Raw genomic sequence first — 15873 nt, 5'->3', positions numbered from 1 at the left:
GGGGGGGGCAGTCCTCCGTTGCCCTCGATGCAGAACTATTGTGGGTATATAGCCCGTATGTGTTTCTTGCTAGCGAGGAGGCACCATGAACGGTATCGTCGACATGCTCAAGACGTCGTGGCAGGTGATGGGTGAGCAGGCGCGGCGCAAGTTCCTTCGGTATCTGGTGTTTACCTTGGTGACGGACGCCATCGCTTCTGTTGCGCTTATCGTGCTGAATGTGATGGATGCCCTAGGCGTCAATCCGTTTGGGCAGCTTGACGTACTGCAGGCCTTCAATCTAATAATCGGCCTCTATCTGTTCCTCTTCATCTTTTTGATCGTCACGGCTATCTTTATTGCCGGTGCCTACAAGGCGATCAAGCGTGACTACTTTGCCCGGAACTTCGCAGGGGAGACCTTTGTGGAGCAAAACCATTGGAGCAAGAAGGACGCCTTTATGCTGTACGGCGGACTGGTGGGCTTGGTGGCGTTTATCCCCAACATCGTGTCGCTTCTGGTGGAGCTCATACCGCCCATCGATCCCGATGTGACGAGCATCATCACGGGCATCGTCTGGATCGGCATCGCGGTTTATGCCGTGCCGCGCTGCTGTGAGCGCTATCTTTCTCCTGGTCCACAACTGAGCGATGGATCGAGTTTGTCGGTCACGCCGGGTGCCTCCGGCGCGGCAAACCCAACCGATGGGGATAGGCAATAACCCGTTACCGTAACAAACCATTCGTTCGCGTTTCTTTCCATGCAGAATCGCTATCGTAAGAATTGCAATCCGGATTGCTTGCTCAAGTCTTTTGTTGGAGGTGCAATCATGAAGCGGGAGAGCAATGCTACTGAGATTACGAGGCGAGGGTTCCTGACTCTAGGCGCTGTGGGGGCTGTGGCGCTCGTCACGCCGCATGGGGCGTTTGCTCTGGATGGTGTTCCTGCCGGTGGGGTTTCCGGAGACTTGTCCAATATCGTTGTCGAGCCCATCGAGAATGGCTGGCGGGTTCGCGATACCTCAACCGGTGAGGTCGGCACGGTTGTGTTCCTTGGTAACGGCAGGGACTCCGTCGCAACAATGCCCGGTGGCGAGATTATCGTCACCCGCTGGAACAACGACGGGACGGTCACCCAGAACGGTGTAGTAATTGGCGAGCCCGAGCCACACATTAGCCCAATGTCTGTCCCAGCTGGATTTACCTATCTCTCCACAGTACATTACGATTTTTCAGGGTTATCCGAAGCGGCCTTAGTCCTCGCGATTGTTGGAGCAGGATTATCGCTGATTGATGCAACGAGGATTGCGGCGGCGGCAGTCGGTGGACTAGGCGCACTTGCAGGATATGCGTCAGACTTTACCATGGATTTATACCAATACGTCAATTGGAACACCAATCAGTGCTTCAACGTGTACAAATGCTATAAGAACGGTAAGCTTGACTCCACGACAGAAGTTGGGCCATTTAATCTGTATCACTAGTGGATTACGTGCCAATACTTATCGGTTGGGTGTGAAGGTCATGGAGAGCCTGGGGAATGAAAAGAAGCGCAAAACGGCTCTATCACGAATTTGCTTGAGTTTGAGGGAAAAACCGCTGTTGATTAAGCTGACGGTTCTGCCCCTATTCTTCATTGGGCTGGTGCTTGTCCCTTGGGATCTTCTTTCGAGCAGGCTTGACGAGATGCCTAGCCCGCCTGAGGTTCTAGTAGTTATCTGGTTCACCCTGACGGCTGTTTCCGTTCTGTTTGTTGGATGTGTTGCCTTCATTCAAAAGCACGTTCGGAAACGGTAGATGAATGAAGGGCCGGTCTTATCCAGCGACGGACCGGTCCTTCGCGTTGAACAGCACCCGACCGTTTACAATGCGAGCTTCGAGGGGAAGGCGTGCTGTGAAAGGCTGGAATCTCCTCTGCCGTGTAGTCGATGTGGCAGCTGTGGTAATCCTCGCTACATACGCCGTGTGGGGCATTGCGTCTGCCGATGGTCTCGATGTCCTCGTAAAAGCATCTGGTTGGGTGTTTGGGTATTCGTTCAGCCCAACAGAAGGTTTCGTGGATCTCGGATCGATTGGTGCTTGCATCGCTTTTGCCTGTCTCGCGTTTGTCTTCAGATACGGGCAGATGCTTCAAGCCGTATCCGACGATACGGTCTAGGTGACACTATGATCGTTATCAACCTCGACCGCGTACTTGTTGATCGCAGAATCTCATCCAAGGAGCTGGCAGAGCGCATCGGCCTTTCGGAGAACAATCTGTCCCGTATCAAGGCGCGTCACATCAAAGCAATCCGCTTCTCCACGCTAAACGGTCTCTGTCGCGAGCTCAATTGCAAGCCTGGAGACATCTTGGATTATGTTCCTGATGATGAGGAGAGGGAATAAATGAGGTTGTGTAGTCGAGCGGTTGGAGCGACAGCCCTCCAGCACATGCTTTAGCCTGCCAAAGCGACTTTGCCCTCTGACGTTCTTTTTGTCCGATACCCCTTTTAACCTGCGCAATCATACGCTATGGTGTGTCGCGGACCAAAGGGGGCAGGCATGGCAGAACAAGAGGATATTACAGCGGAAGATTTCGGCACCGATGCCGCCTCTCGTGCCCGTCGCCGCGGCATCCGCGAGCGTCTTAACGCCTCGGCAAGCCGCAAACTTATCGCGGGCTTTCTGGCTACGCTTGCGGGCGGTATCTTCTGGGGCTTCTCGGGAACGTGCGCGAGCTACCTTTTTGAGAACTACGCGGTCGATACCGCGTGGCTTATGGTCGTGCGCCAGCTCTGCTCGGGCGCACTTTTTCTCGTTTTCATCCTCGCGACCGATCGCGCGCGCCTCAAGCAGCTGCTTACCACCCCGCGCGACCTTGCCTTGCTTGCGGTCTTTGCGGCGAGCGGTGTTTTCCTCAACCAGTATTTCTATCTGCTTGCTGTGCGCGCCATGAACGCCGGCACCGCGACGGTGCTCCAGTGCCTGCAGCTCATCATTATTATGGTCTACGCCTGCCTACGTGCGCGGCGCGGTCCCCGCAAGCGCGAGCTCGCGGGCGTGGTGCTGGCGCTCGCCGGCACCTATCTGCTTGCGACGGCGGGTAACCCCTCCACGCTCGTTATCCCTCCCGACGGGCTCGCCATCGGCCTTATTGCCGCGGTGGGCGCCGCCTGCATGTCCATCATCCCCACAGGGCTTCTTGCTCGGTACGGCTCCTCGATCGTGACGGGCATGGGCATGCTTGTGTCAGGGCTGGCATCCTCGGTCATCATCCGCCCATGGGAGCAGGTGCCCGTATTTGACGCTATGGGCTGGGGCGCCTTCGCCGTGCTTGTCTTTGTGGGATCGTTCCTCGCGTACTTCTTATATATGCAGGGCGTGAAAGACATCGGCTCTATGCGTGCAAGCCTCATCGGCACGGTCGAGCCGGTGTCGGCGACCATCACGAGCGCAGTCTTTTTGGGGACGGTCTTTGCGCCGACCGATATCGCCGGTTTTGCCCTCATCATCGCGATGGTGTTCCTCACGGTGTAGACTGGCTCGCCGCGCTGCAACATGTGTTGATTTTTCGCGCTCGCGCAACTTGGTTATACTGTCCGGCAAGAAACCACCGCCGCGGGGCACGCTTCGCGGTGTTTGATTTGATGTATCAACCGGCCGGCAAGGGGTCCCCACGTGAAGCTCGTCGTCGCAGAGAAAAACATCGCCGCGCAGAAGATCGCGCAGCTGCTCTCCACCACCAAACCGAAAAACGACAAGGTGTACAACACGCAGGTCTATCGTTTCGAGGTGGATGGCGAGGAATGGGTCTCCATGGGTCTTGCGGGGCACATCCTCGCGCCCGATTTTCCCGATGACGTGCTCTTCGACAAGAAGCAGGGCTGGTACAGCGTGACGGAGGACGGCGAGGTGCTGCCCGCGGACATCCCCGACGGCCTGGCGCGCCCGCCCTACGATACCAAGCGCAAGCCCTATCTCGCCAACGGCATCTCGCTCAAGGGATGGAAGGTGGAGAGCCTGCCCTACCTCACGTGGGCGCCCGTTCTCAAGAAGCCCGCCGAGAAGGAGATTATCCGCGTTCTCAAGAACCTTGCCAAGAAGGCCGATGCCGTCATCATCGCGACGGACTTCGACCGCGAGGGCGAGCTCATCGGCTCGGACGCGCTCGACATGGTGCGCGAGGTCGCGCCGGAGCTGCCCGCCTTCCGCGCGCGCTACTCCGCCCTCATCAAGGGCGAGGTGACGGCCGCCTTCGAGAATCTCGTCACGCTCGACCAGAATCTGGCCGATGCGGGCGAGAGCCGTCAGTATATCGACCTCATCTGGGGCGCGGTGCTCACGCGCTACCTTACGCTCGCGCGCTTCGGCGGGTTTGGCAACGTGCGCTCTGCCGGCCGCGTGCAGACCCCTACGCTGGCGCTGGTGGTCGAGCGCGAGCGCGAGCGCATGGCGTTTGTGCCCGAGGACTACTGGCAGATCCGCGGGCTCGCCGCCAAGGAGGGCGATGAGTTCAAGATCGCGCACGCAACGGCCCGCTTTACCGACAAGACTGCGGCCGAGACCGCGTTTGCGCACGTCGAGCATGCCCAAACGGGCACCGTCACCCAAGTGACCAAGCGCGCTCGCAAGCAGCAGCCGCCCATTCCCTTCAACACGACGAGCCTGCAGGCCGCGGCGGCAGCGGAGGGCATATCCCCGGCGCGCACCATGCGCATCGCCGAGAGCCTCTACATGGCGGGCCTCATCTCCTACCCGCGTGTGGACAACACGGTCTATCCGCGCACGCTCGACTTCGCGGGCGTGGTTCGGGGCCTGGCGGACACCAACCCGGCGCTCCGCCCCGTTGCCGCCAAGGTCCTCGCCGGGCCGATGAAGCCGACGCGCGGCAAGGTTGAGACGACGGACCATCCGCCCATCCATCCCACCGGCCAGGGCGACCCCTCCTCGCTCGACGGCGGCCAGAAGAAGCTCTACCAGCTTATCGCGCGCCGTTTTTTGGCGACGCTCATGGGTCCCGCGACCATCGAGAACACCAAGCTCGCCATCGACGTGGCGGGCGAGCCCTTCACCGCTTCGGGCGACGTGCTGGTGGAGCAGGGCTTCCGCGAGGCCTACCCGTACGGTCTCAAGCGCGACGAGCAGCTGCCGGCGCTTGCCGAGGGGGACGTCGTTGACGTGCGCGCCCTCAAGCTCGAGGCGAAGCAGACCGAGCCCCCGGCGCGCTACAGCCAGGGCCGCCTCGTGCAGGAGATGGAGAAGCGCGGGCTTGGCACCAAATCGACGCGCGCCTCGATCATCGAGCGTCTCTACCAGGTGCGCTACCTCAAAAACGACCCCATCGAGCCGAGTCAGCTCGGCATGGCCATCGTCGACGCCCTGCATGAGTTCGCGCCGCGCATCACCACGCCCGAGATGACGGCGGAGCTCGATCAGGACATGACGCGCGTGGCCGAGGGGCAGGACACGCAGGAGCACGTGGTCGAGCACTCGCGGACGCTGCTCGCCGGTATGCTCGATGCTTTAATCGACCATAAGGACGATCTGGGCGACCGCATCGCCGACGCCGTGACGGCCGATGCCAAGGTGGGAACCTGTCCCAAGTGCGGCAAGGACCTGGTCATGAAGACCTCTGCCAAGACCCGCGGCAGCTTCATCGGCTGCATGGGCTGGCCGGATTGCGACGTCACCTATCCCGTGCCCTCCGGCGTCAAGGTGAGCCCGCTTGAGGGCGAGGCGGCCGTGTGCCCGGAGTGCGGCGCCCCGCGCATCAAGTGCCAGCCGTTCCGGAGCAAGGCGTACGAGATCTGCGTGAACCCCCAGTGCCCCACCAACTTCGAGCCCGACCTCAAGGTGGGCGAATGCCCCACCTGTGCGGCCGCCGGCAGGCACGGCGACCTCATCGCCCACAAGTCGGAGAGAAGCGGAAAGCGCTTCATCCGTTGCACCAACTACGACGAATGCGGCGTCTCCTACCCGCTGCCCGCCCGCGGCAAGCTCGAGGCGACCGGCGAGGTGTGCGAGCATTGCGGCGCGCCCGTCGTGGTGGTCGAGACGGCGCGCGGCCCCTGGCGCATCTGCGTCAACATGGACTGCCCGGCTAAAGAGCAGAAACCGGCCCGTGGGCGCGGGCGCGCGGCGACGGGCAGGGCCTCGGCCAAGAAGGGCGCTGCCGCTAAGAAATCGTCGTCCAAGAAGGCGACGGCCGGAAAAGCGACGGGCGCGCGTACGAAGAAGTAACGGTTCGCGTTCTGTACGGTGTCCGGGCGTTCGTTTACCATGAGACGATACCGCGCATGGCGCGGTCACCTGTTTCGCTCATTTAGGAGGCGCGTATGGCCACCTGTCCTGTGTGCGGGTACGAATTCGAGCCCGCCAGTGCCGAGAACGTCCGCTGCCCTGCCTGCGGCGCGCCGCTCGCCGGTGAAAAGACGCCCGATGCGGAAGACGCGTCCGCGGCAGAGGCGGCACCTGCTGCTCCCGAGGGTGCAGAGCCGGCCTCCGGCGATAGCGCCGAGGGGCCGGTTGTCAGCGCCGACGCGGCGCCAGAGGCGCCGTCTCCCGAGCCCGCTGCCGCCGGCGCCCCCGGCACTGAGGTGCACCCCGTGATAGCCGATCCGTACCGCCCGAGCCCGCTCGCGCGCGCCTGGGAGGACTTCAAGGCATCGCCCGGCAAGCTCTGGATCATTCTCAAGCTCGCGCTCTTCCAGTTCGTTCCCGGGGTGGGGAGCCTCGTCCTCAACGGCTACGTCTACACCTGGGCGCGCGAGCAGGCGCTCGGTCGGCATCTGCCGCTGCCGCACAAGATCGTGCGTCCCGGCGTGCTCGACAACGGACTCTATATCTACGGCGTCTCGGTCATCATGTCCGTCTGCCTCATCGTCCTCGGTCTTTTCTCGGCAACGGTGTTCGGCGCGCTGGGGCTCCCCCTCATCTACGTGCTGCTCGTCATCGCGTTCGTCGTGTGCTGCGCTCCGTTCATGGCGGTCGTCAATATGCGCACCGCGCTCTGCGGCCGCGTGCGCTCCGGCATCAATCTCAAGCGCGCTTGGTCGCTCTTCGCCGCCCCCGGCAAGACCGGGCAGGTCTTTGCCGCGACGTGGGCGCCGCTCGCCATCGTGATGCTGTGCTCGGCGGTGCTCTACGTGCTGCTCGCGCTCGTCGTGCTGGGCTCGAGCATTTCGGTCGCCTACGGCATGGGCACCGCGTATCACTCGGACTGGTATATCTTCGCGCAGCTCGTGGCGCTTTTCGTGTCCTGCATTCCGCTGCTGCTCGTCGTGGCGTTCGCCATCTTCTTTGTGGGCACGGTCGCCTCCATGGTGACGGCGCGCGCCCTCGGGTACTGGGTGCAGGATTTCCGCCCCGATGAGTGGCCGGAGTACCGGGAGAACGTCAAGTACTATATGGATCGCGCGGTATAGGGGGCGCTTGTCATGCTTGATGTGGCGCCCACCGTGCCCGAGCCGCCCTTCATCACCGTAGAGGGCATCGACGGCTGCGGCAAAACGACGCAGGCGGCCCTTATGGTCGATGCGCTCAAACGAGCGGGCTATGCGGTGCTTGCCCTGCGCGAGCCGGGCGGCGTGGCGCTGTCCGAGAAGATTCGCGCCCTTCTGCTCGATCCGGCGTATACCGAGATGAGCGACACCTGCGAGCTGCTGCTCTACGAGGCGGCGCGCGCTCAGCTCGTGCACGAGCGCATCGCCCCCGCCCTCGCGGCGGGGACGGTGGTCGTCTGCGACCGCTTCTTCGACTCGACGACGTGCTATCAGGCCTTTGGCGGCGGGCTCGACCGTGCGGTCGTCGGCCGTGCCAACGAGCTCGCGGTCGGCGCCTGCCGCCCACGGCTCACCCTGGTCTTCGACATCGATCCGGTGGATGCGGCGGCGCGCGCGGCGGCGCGCGACGGTTCGCCGGACCGTATGGAGGCCAAAGGGCTTGCGTACCAGGAGCGGGTCGCCGCGGGGTTTCGCGCCCTCGCTGCCGAGGAGCCCGATCGCGTCAAGCTCATCGACGCGGCGCGCCCCGTCGAGGTGGTCTTTGCCGATGTCTGCACCTGCCTGCGCGGGGCGGGCTTCGCCCTGGCAGAGGCGTAAGGGGGCGCCATGTCATCTCATGCTCCCGAAACCGCGAGCCTTCTCGCGGCGCTCGATACCCAGCCCCGTGTGCGGGCGTTTCTGACGCGTGCTGTCGAGAGCGACCGCACGAGCCATGCCTACCTCTTTTTGGGCGCGCCCGGCTCCGGCAAGCTCGATGCGGCCTGGGCGCTGGCGCAGGCCATCATCTGCGAGAGCCACGGATGCGGCACCTGCGAGGCCTGCGTGCGCGTGGCCAGGCGCACACATCCGGACGTGCACTATCTCGCACCGGAGAGCGTGACGGGCTACCTCATCGGCCAAACGCGCGACCTCATCGAGGACGTGGCCCTGGCCCCTATCCGGGCGCACGCGAAGGTCTATATCATCGACCGGGCGGAGCAGCTGCGGGCAGATTCCGCAAACGCGCTGTTGAAAACCCTTGAGGAGCCGCCTCGCGGGGTGACCTTCATCCTGCTGGGAACCTCATCCGAGACCATTCTCCCCACCATCGTCTCGCGCTGTCAGTGCGTGCCGTTTCGCTTGGTGTCGCCCGCCGATGCTGCCGCCGCTGTCGCCCGCGCCACGGGGGCGGCGCCCGAGCGCTGCCGGATGGCCGTCGCGGTGGCGGGGAGCCCCCAGCGCGCCGTCGCGTTTCTCAAGAGCGCCGAGCGCCAGGAGGCGCGCCGCGTCATGGTGCGCGCGCTCGACGCCCTGCCCCATGCTGACGATCTCGATATCCTGAATGCCGCCAAGGAGCTCATCGTGGCGGTGAAGGCACCGCTTGCCGAGGTGAAGTCGACGCAGGAGGCCGTGCTCAGCCAAAACGCCGATTACCTTTCGCGTGGAGCCTTGAAGCAGCTTGAGGACCGCCAGAAGCGCGAGCTTAACGCGCGGGAGCGTTCGGGTATCATGGAAGTGCTGGCGAGCGCACGTTCGCTTCTGCGCGACGTGCTGGTCGTGCGCGAGGGCATCGCCGACGGCATCACCAATACCGATGTCGCCGAAGTCTCCAGTCGCCTCGCGGCGAAGACCGATACACCAGGAGCGGTGGGCGCCCTCGATGCCGTCGCGCGCGCCGAACGCGCCATCGCCCGCAACAGTACCCCTCAGCTGACCCTGGAGGTCATGCTCTTTGCTATCAGGAAGGCGCTTCTATGCCGCTAGTTGTTCCCGTTAAGTTTCCCTTTGCCGCGCGCGAGCTGTGGTTCGACCCGCAGGGGCTCGATATCGTGGAGGGCGATTACGCCGTCTGCTCCACGGAGCGCGGCACCGAGTTGGGGTTGGTGACCGAAGACCCGTATGAGGTGGAGGAGGCCGATCTTGCCGCGCCGCTGAAGCCGGTGCTGCGTATCGCCACGGATGCCGACCTCGACCGCGCCGATGAGCTCGCCGACCGCGGGGATGCCGCGATGACGGAGTTCAGGCGCCTCGTCAAGCAGAACGGGCTCGACATGAAGCCTGTGGGCGTCGAGTTTCTCTTTGGGGGCGAGAAGGCCGTCTTCTACTTCGCCGCCGAGGACCGCGTGGACTTCCGCCAGCTGGTGAAGGACTTGGCGTCGAGTCTCCATGTGCGCGTGGATATGCGCCAGATTGGGGTGCGCGACGAGACGCGCCTCGCCGGCGGGTACGCCCAGTGCGGGCAGGAGCTCTGCTGCACGCGTTTTGGCGGGCAGTTCGAGCCCGTGTCCATCCGTATGGCCAAAGAGCAGGACCTGCCGCTCAACTCTTCTAAGATCTCGGGCGTGTGCGGACGCCTCATGTGCTGTTTGCGCTACGAGTTCGAGGCGTACAAGGACTTCAAGAGCCGCGCGCCCAAAAAGAAGACGCTGATCGACACGCCGCTCGGTAAGGCGAAGATCCAGGAGTACGACACCCCGCGCGAGCAGCTGGTGCTGCGTTTGGAGAGCGGGAAGGTCTTCCGGGTGAGCCTGTCCGACATGACATGCTCCGATGCCTGTAAGAAGCGTGCGGAGGAGCAGCATTGCGCCTGCCGCCCCGACTGCGTGACGCGCGACGTGCTCGAGAAGATCGAGTCGGCCGACATCTCGCTCGCCCTGCTGGAGCTCGACCGTCAGAACGGCGTCGATGTGGGAGGCGGCCTCTCTCAGGCGGACCGCATCGTGACCTCCGGCCCCACGCGCACGAAGCGCCGCGGCCAGGACGGTTCGGGCGAGACAGGTACACCGGGGCGCAAGCGCACGCGCGGCAAGGCGGGACAGGCCGCCGGGGCCGAGGAGCGCACGGCAGGGGAGAGCGGCGAGCGCCGCCGGCGCCGCAAGCGCTCGGCGGCACCCGAGGCGGACCGCGCGACGGAGACCGCGCCCGAGAGCCGCTCCGAGGGCGGCAAGGGCACCACGGCGCGCCGTCGCCGCCGGCACCTTTCGGCCGAGGAGCGCGACGAGGCGTTCCGCAATGCCGCCGCGCGCGACGCCGCCCCCGCGCCCGCGGATGCGGCGACCCCCCAGCGCTCGCGCCGTCGCCGCCACACCGCAGCGTCTGGCGCTGCGGCGGGCGAGGGGCGCTCGCGCTCGGTCAAGCCGTCGATGCCCTCGGTCGCCGATCAGGTGGCAGATGGCGAGGTCAAGGTTACGCGTCGTCGTCCGGGGGACGGCGGTGGCACGCGTCCGCAGGCTCCGCGCGACGATGCGGGCGCGCCCGATGAGGCGGCCCCCAAGCGCCGGCGCCGCCGCCGTTCGCGCAAGCCTCGGAGCGAGGGAGGAGACGCCTCCGCGCCCACGTCCCCTTCTGCTGAGTAGCGAGCTCCCCTAATGGGTACCGTGTAACCATCGCCACCCTCCCTTGACCTTACCGGGGGAGGGTTTTGCGTATATGGATGCACGGGGGTGGATTGGGGCGCGGGCCGGTGCCGTGCGCGAGCGCCTGCAGGCCGCGCTGCTCGAGGCGCTCTCGCCCACCCGGTGCGCCGGCTGCGAGCGAAGGGACGTGCTCATCTGCGACGCGTGCCTCGCGCGCCTTGCCCTGATCGACCCGAAAACGTCCTGCCTTGCCTGCGGGGCACCGTTCGGGTCGCTCATCTGCACCGAGTGCGCCGGCGCACCGCGCGCCGGGGAGGTGCCGCCACGGGTGCGCGACGGGCCCGACCGCGTGCTCGCCATGGCGGTTTTCGCCGACCCGCTGCCGCGCATCATCCGCGCCTACAAGGATGGGGGCGAGAGGCGCCTCGCCCCGCTGATCGCGCAGATGCTCGTCGATTGCGCCGAGCATGCCGAGGAGGTGGCGTCCGAGCGGTACGGGGGCATCCTCACCGCCGCGGATGCGGTGACGTTCGTGCCCGTGACGGCGCGCGCCTGGCGGCGGCGCGGCTTCGATCATATGGAGGATATCGCGCGCGCCTTCGCGGCGGAGACGGGTCTTCCGGTCGTCGACGCGCTCGTCAAGCGTGGCAGCGCCGACCAACGCGCCCTCGGCCGCACGGGGAGGCAAGCGAGCGCCCGGGGTGCCTACGAGGTGGTTGCCGACGTGGGCGGCGAGCGCCTGCTCCTTCTCGACGATGTCATCACCACCGGGGCGACCATCGCCGCCGCCGCGAGCTCCCTGTCCGCATCCGGCGCGGCGCGCGTGGACGCCTTGGCCGCCGCGCGCGTATGGTAGATGCCGTGATGCCCGCGACCTGCTATAATGCCCATCGTCCCTCAGGCTGTGGTTGCGGGCGCCCGGCGCCCTAGTCCAAGACAGACGCGGTCGAAAGGATCCACGTAAGCGTCCGCGTGCGCGCGGCGCGATCATGGCGCGTCCTAGAGGTAAGCCGCACCGCCCGTTTCTACCTTTTGGGGCAATACCGCCCCGCGGGCGAGCGGGCTAGTCGTGAAGGGTGCCACGGCACCCCGAGCAAACGCCCCAGTGCGCAGGTGTGGGGTCAAAGACCAGGTCAGCTGAGGGGCTTGGGACAGTATGCCGCTCTTTTCGCGAGGGCGGATCGAGGTCGCTCGGGCGGCGGGTAAAGGACGGACGGTACCATGGTGGGGACGACGAGAACGGTTGTGGCAAAGGCGGCGGCGCTGGTCTGCGCCGGGGTGATTGCGCTCGGTGCGAGCGGCTGCTCGCTCACGGTACCGCCGCTCTCGGAGGCCGAGGCGCCCCAGACGTACGCGCAGACCATTGATGACAGCCTGCTGGTCGCGCCGGGCACGCTTACCGTCGCCGTGGACACGGCGGACGCTCCGCAGGCCATCGCGCAAAACGGCGGCATCGAGGGCTACGACGTCGATTTAGCCCGCCTGCTCGCTGCGCGCATGGGGCTCGATCTGAATGTCATCGAGGGAACCTCCGCCGAGTCGACGGTGGGCGAGGGGCTCGCCGATGTGTATCTCGGCGCCGAGACGAGCGACGGCTCCTCGTCCATCACCGTCTCCGGCGTCTATCTCGAGAACGCGACCGCGGTTTTCGGCCGTACCGAGGGCGCCGGCACCGGGCTCACCTCTGATGTGCTCGCCCAGGCGGTCGTGGGCGTGCAGGAGAGCTCGGCCTCGCAGGAGGTGCTCGTGCGCGCAGGCATCGCGTCTACCCAGCAGACGTTCAGCAACGTGAACGCGTGCTTCGAGGCGCTGGGCCAGGGCCAGGTGGACTATGTGGTCTGCGATGCCACGGCGGGCGCCTATCTTGCCCGCGCCTATCCCGGCGTGACGTTTTTGGGAACGCTCAGCACCACGACGACCTTCGGTCTTGCCACGAGCGCGGATGCGAGCGACCTGACCGATGCGCTCACCCAGGCTCTCGGCGACATCACGTCGGACGGATCTATCGGCGCGGTGCACACCGCGTGGTACGGGCATCTGCCCGTGAGCCTTGCCGATACGGCCGTCTCAGGGGTTACGGTGGCGGATACCGGCACGGATGACGATTCGGATGCCGATGCCGCGACGACGAGCGACGCTCCGTCTGATCCCGACAGCATGAACAGTCTCGACTAGCGCGTCTTCTTGCGCTAGCCCCTCGTCTTGTCCAGCCCGCATCGGCGGACGGGGCGCATGTTCTCGCCAACGGGCATCCATGTGGCGCGGTGCTCAACTCGCGCGGGTTTGGGTACAACGTGAGTACCCAGTCCTATCCCCGAGGAGAACAGGAGCATTCATGGATATCACCGTATCGGGACGCAAGACCACGGTAACCGATGCCCTGCGCGCACATGTTGATGAGAAGATCGGCGGAGCCCTCAAGGTCTTCGATATCGAGCCCATGACGGCCGATGTCGTGCTCAGGTACGAGAAGAACCCCGCCAACCCCGAGCCCGCGATCGTCGAGGTCACGGTCCGCGCCCGCGGCTCGGTGATCCGCGTCGCCGAGCACGGGGTCGATATGTACTCCGCCATCGATCTCGCGGCCGACAAGGTCACCCGCCAGCTCCGTAAGTTCAAGACCAAGGTTATCGACAACCGGCAGCAGGGGCCCTCGGCGGCCGAGGTGGCGCCGGAGGCGCGCGTGGAGGACCTTGCCGACCTGCTCATCCCCGCCGATCAAGACGACCAGCTCGTCCGCGAGAAGATCATCGAGATCACCCCGATGACCGAAGAGCAGGCCCTCGTCCAGACCGATCTCATCGGTCACGACTTCTACGTCTTCGAGAACGCCGCGACCGGTCTCATCAATGTGGTATATCACCGCAAAAACGGTGGATATGGCATCATCAAGCCCAAGATTGAGGAGCTTGAGGCGTAAAAGCGAGTAAAATTGATGCCTGTTACGCGTAAAGTGATGGGCGGCCATCCGTACGGGTGGCCGCCCTTTCATGTAGGAAAGGGTATGGAGATGGCTGAGCCTTCCTCTTCGGGCCATGCAAACCGCTATCGCATCGTGGTCGACACGTGCGCCGATCTCACGCCCGAGATCGCCGCGACGCTTGACGTCGACATTCTCGGGTTCCCCTACATCGTGGACGGCGAAGAGAAGACCGACGACATCTGGACGTCCATCACGCCCAAGGAGTTCTACGACGAGATCCGCGGGGGCGTGAAGATGTCCACGTCGGCCATCTCGCTCGGGCGCTACCTCGAGTTCTTCACCGAGTGCGCCAAAGAGGGCACGCCGACGGTCTACCTGTGCTTCACGAGCGCGCTCTCGGGCAGCTACGATTTTGCGTGCCAGGCTGCCGAGCAGGTGCGCGCGAGCTATCCTGATTTCGAGCTCTACATCGTCGACAACTGCCTGCCGTGTGCCTGCGGCGAGCTGCTCGCGCTCGAGGCGGTGCGCCAGCGCTCGGCGGGTCTTTCTGCCCGCGAGCTTGTGGACTGGGCAAACGAGGCGAAGCACTACGTGCACGGCTACTTCACGCTCGACAGCCTCGATTCGCTCGCGGCGGGCGGGCGCATCCCGCCGGCTGCCGCGCAGCTCTCCAGCAAGCTCGACGTCAAGGCGTCGCTCTCGTTCGACCTGGCGGGCTCGCTCTCGCTCACGGGCGTCAACCGGGGCCGCAAGAAGGCCCTGAAGGCGCTCGTCAAGGCGTTCCAGGAAAACTATGTGCTCGATCCGGCGCTGCCGCTCACCATCGTGACGGCAGACGCCGAGAAAGACGGCGATTGGGTCGAGGCGGCGGTCCGCAAGGAGCCGGGCTGCGCCGACCTCACCATCATCCGCGGCTCGGTGGGACCGACCATCGGCGCGCATGTGGGCCCGGGTATGGTCGCCCTCATCTTCTGGGGCAAGAACCGCGCCGAGAAGGTGTCGCTCTCCGACCGCATCGCCCGCCGCGTTCGCAAGTAAGTCGCTCGATTCCAACCTGCAAAGGAGCAGTCATGGCAGATAAGAAGCAGTCCGTCGCGTTCATCGGTACCGGCATCATGGGTGCGCCCATCGCCGGGCACATCTTGGACGCCGGGTATCCCGTGACCGTGTACAACCGCACGGCCGCCAAGGCGCAGCCGCTGCTGGAGCGCGGTGCCGTGTGGGCGGAGACCGCCGCCGACGCCGTGCGCGGGGCGGACGTGGTCTTTACCATGGTGGGATACCCCGAGGACGTCGAGGAGCTCTACCTTGCCGGCGACGGCCTGCTGGCCTCCTCGAAGCCGGGCGCGATCCTGATCGATCTCACCACGAGCTCCCCGTCGCTGGCGCGCGATATCGCGGGCGCCGCCGCGGTGAGCGAGCGCACGGCGTTCGACTGCCCCGTAACGGGCGGCGAGGCCGGTGCCATCGCAGGTACGCTCACGGCCATCGCGGGCGCCACCGAGCGCGATATCGAGCCGGTGCGCGCGCTCCTCGAGACGTTTACGAGCAAGATCTTCTGCTTCGGCGGCGCGGGTAAGGGCCAGAGCGCGAAGCTCGCCAACCAGGTGTCGCTCGCGGCATCGATGGTGGGTATGGCGGACGCCCTCTCCTTCGCGCAGCAGGAGGGGCTCGACCTCGCCCAGACGCGCGAGATGATTCTCTCCGGCACCGGTGCCACGGGCGTCCTCGCCTCGCTTGCCCCCAAGGCGCTCGACGGCGATTGGAAGCCCGGTTTCAAGGTGCGCCATTTCATGAAGGATCTGGGGCTCGCCCTCGCAGAGGCCGAGGAGCGCGACATCGCCCTGCCGGGGTGCGACGTCGCCTTCACCCTGTACGACATGCTCGACGCCATCGGTGGCGCCGAGCTGGGCACGCAGGCCATCACCCTGCTCTACCAGGAGGAGGCCGAGGCGGTTGCCGCCGGTCTGGACTGGTCGCTCTACACGGCGGAGCATGAGCACGAGGACGGGTGCGGCTGCGGCCACGACCACGGCGACGGCCACGAGTGCACGTGCGGCCACGACCATGGCGACGACCATGAGTGCTGCCACGGGGCGGGCCACCACCATGAGCATGGTGAGGGCTGCTGCCACGGGGCCGACGGGGAGTAGCGG

Annotated in this window: 14 protein-coding genes; all 14 read left to right on the top strand. The window is 65.2% G+C overall.

All coding sequences use genetic code 11. The features are described 5' to 3' along the window. The first annotated feature begins 85 nt into the window (after positions 1-85). The 14 genes from B5F70_RS05900 (at position 86) to B5F70_RS05830 (ending at position 15870) form a co-directional block, all read left to right on the top strand. The gene (locus tag B5F70_RS05900) at positions 86-700 is read left to right on the top strand and encodes a hypothetical protein (protein WP_087204634.1); all 615 of its coding nucleotides are present in this window, start codon (positions 86-88) and stop codon (positions 698-700) included. Between the two features lie 108 nt (positions 701-808). Further along, a complete protein-coding gene (locus B5F70_RS05895; protein WP_087204633.1) occupies positions 809-1462 on the top strand; it encodes a twin-arginine translocation signal domain-containing protein in 654 nt (217 codons plus the stop codon). A gap of 682 nt (positions 1463-2144) precedes the next feature. Then, complete coding sequence (locus tag B5F70_RS05885) at positions 2145-2363, top strand: helix-turn-helix transcriptional regulator (protein ID WP_087204631.1); 219 nt, start codon at positions 2145-2147, stop codon at positions 2361-2363. Between the two features lie 156 nt (positions 2364-2519). Further along, the gene (locus tag B5F70_RS05880; protein ID WP_087204630.1) at positions 2520-3494 is read left to right on the top strand and encodes an EamA family transporter; all 975 of its coding nucleotides are present in this window, start codon (positions 2520-2522) and stop codon (positions 3492-3494) included. Positions 3495-3635: 141 nt separating this feature from the next. After that, on the top strand, positions 3636-6197 hold the full coding sequence (locus B5F70_RS05875) for a DNA topoisomerase I (protein ID WP_087204629.1): 2562 nt from the start codon (positions 3636-3638) through the stop codon (positions 6195-6197). 95 nt (positions 6198-6292) lie between these two features. After that, positions 6293-7381 (top strand): DUF4013 domain-containing protein, encoded by a 1089-nt coding sequence (locus tag B5F70_RS05870; RefSeq protein ID WP_087204628.1) that lies wholly within the window; start codon positions 6293-6295, stop codon positions 7379-7381. Between the two features lie 12 nt (positions 7382-7393). Further along, positions 7394-8056, top strand: a complete 663-nt coding sequence (gene tmk / locus B5F70_RS05865; RefSeq protein ID WP_087204627.1) for a dTMP kinase — start codon at positions 7394-7396, stop codon at positions 8054-8056. Between the two features lie 9 nt (positions 8057-8065). Next, positions 8066-9202 carry a DNA polymerase III subunit gene (locus tag B5F70_RS05860; protein WP_087204626.1) on the top strand — a complete coding sequence of 379 codons (1137 nt, stop codon included), beginning with the start codon at positions 8066-8068 and terminating at the stop codon, positions 9200-9202. Continuing rightward, positions 9193-10794, top strand: coding sequence for a regulatory iron-sulfur-containing complex subunit RicT (gene ricT, locus B5F70_RS05855; protein ID WP_087204625.1), 1602 nt, complete (start codon positions 9193-9195; stop codon positions 10792-10794). Before B5F70_RS05860 ends, ricT begins: the two co-directional genes overlap by 10 nt. Positions 10795-10867: 73 nt before the next feature. Continuing rightward, positions 10868-11650 carry a ComF family protein gene (locus tag B5F70_RS05850; protein ID WP_241145916.1) on the top strand — a complete coding sequence of 261 codons (783 nt, stop codon included), beginning with the start codon at positions 10868-10870 and terminating at the stop codon, positions 11648-11650. A gap of 365 nt (positions 11651-12015) precedes the next feature. After that, positions 12016-12969: a transporter substrate-binding domain-containing protein gene (locus B5F70_RS05845; RefSeq protein WP_087204624.1), complete on the top strand. Its 954-nt coding sequence runs from the start codon at positions 12016-12018 to the stop codon at positions 12967-12969. Between the two features lie 160 nt (positions 12970-13129). Beyond that, on the top strand, positions 13130-13714 hold the full coding sequence (gene raiA, locus B5F70_RS05840) for a ribosome-associated translation inhibitor RaiA (protein ID WP_087204623.1): 585 nt from the start codon (positions 13130-13132) through the stop codon (positions 13712-13714). Positions 13715-13804: 90 nt separating this feature from the next. Beyond that, positions 13805-14755 (top strand): DegV family protein, encoded by a 951-nt coding sequence (locus tag B5F70_RS05835; RefSeq protein WP_087204646.1) that lies wholly within the window; start codon positions 13805-13807, stop codon positions 14753-14755. Between the two features lie 32 nt (positions 14756-14787). Next, a complete protein-coding gene (locus B5F70_RS05830) occupies positions 14788-15870 on the top strand; it encodes an NAD(P)-dependent oxidoreductase (RefSeq protein WP_087204622.1) in 1083 nt (360 codons plus the stop codon). Positions 15871-15873: the final 3 nt, after the last annotated feature.

Source organism: Collinsella sp. An268, assembly GCF_002159765.1.
GTDB lineage: Bacteria > Actinomycetota > Coriobacteriia > Coriobacteriales > Coriobacteriaceae > Coprousia.
The sequence above is the reverse complement of the archived record's forward strand: the minus strand, read 5'-3'. Positions and strand labels throughout refer to the sequence as shown.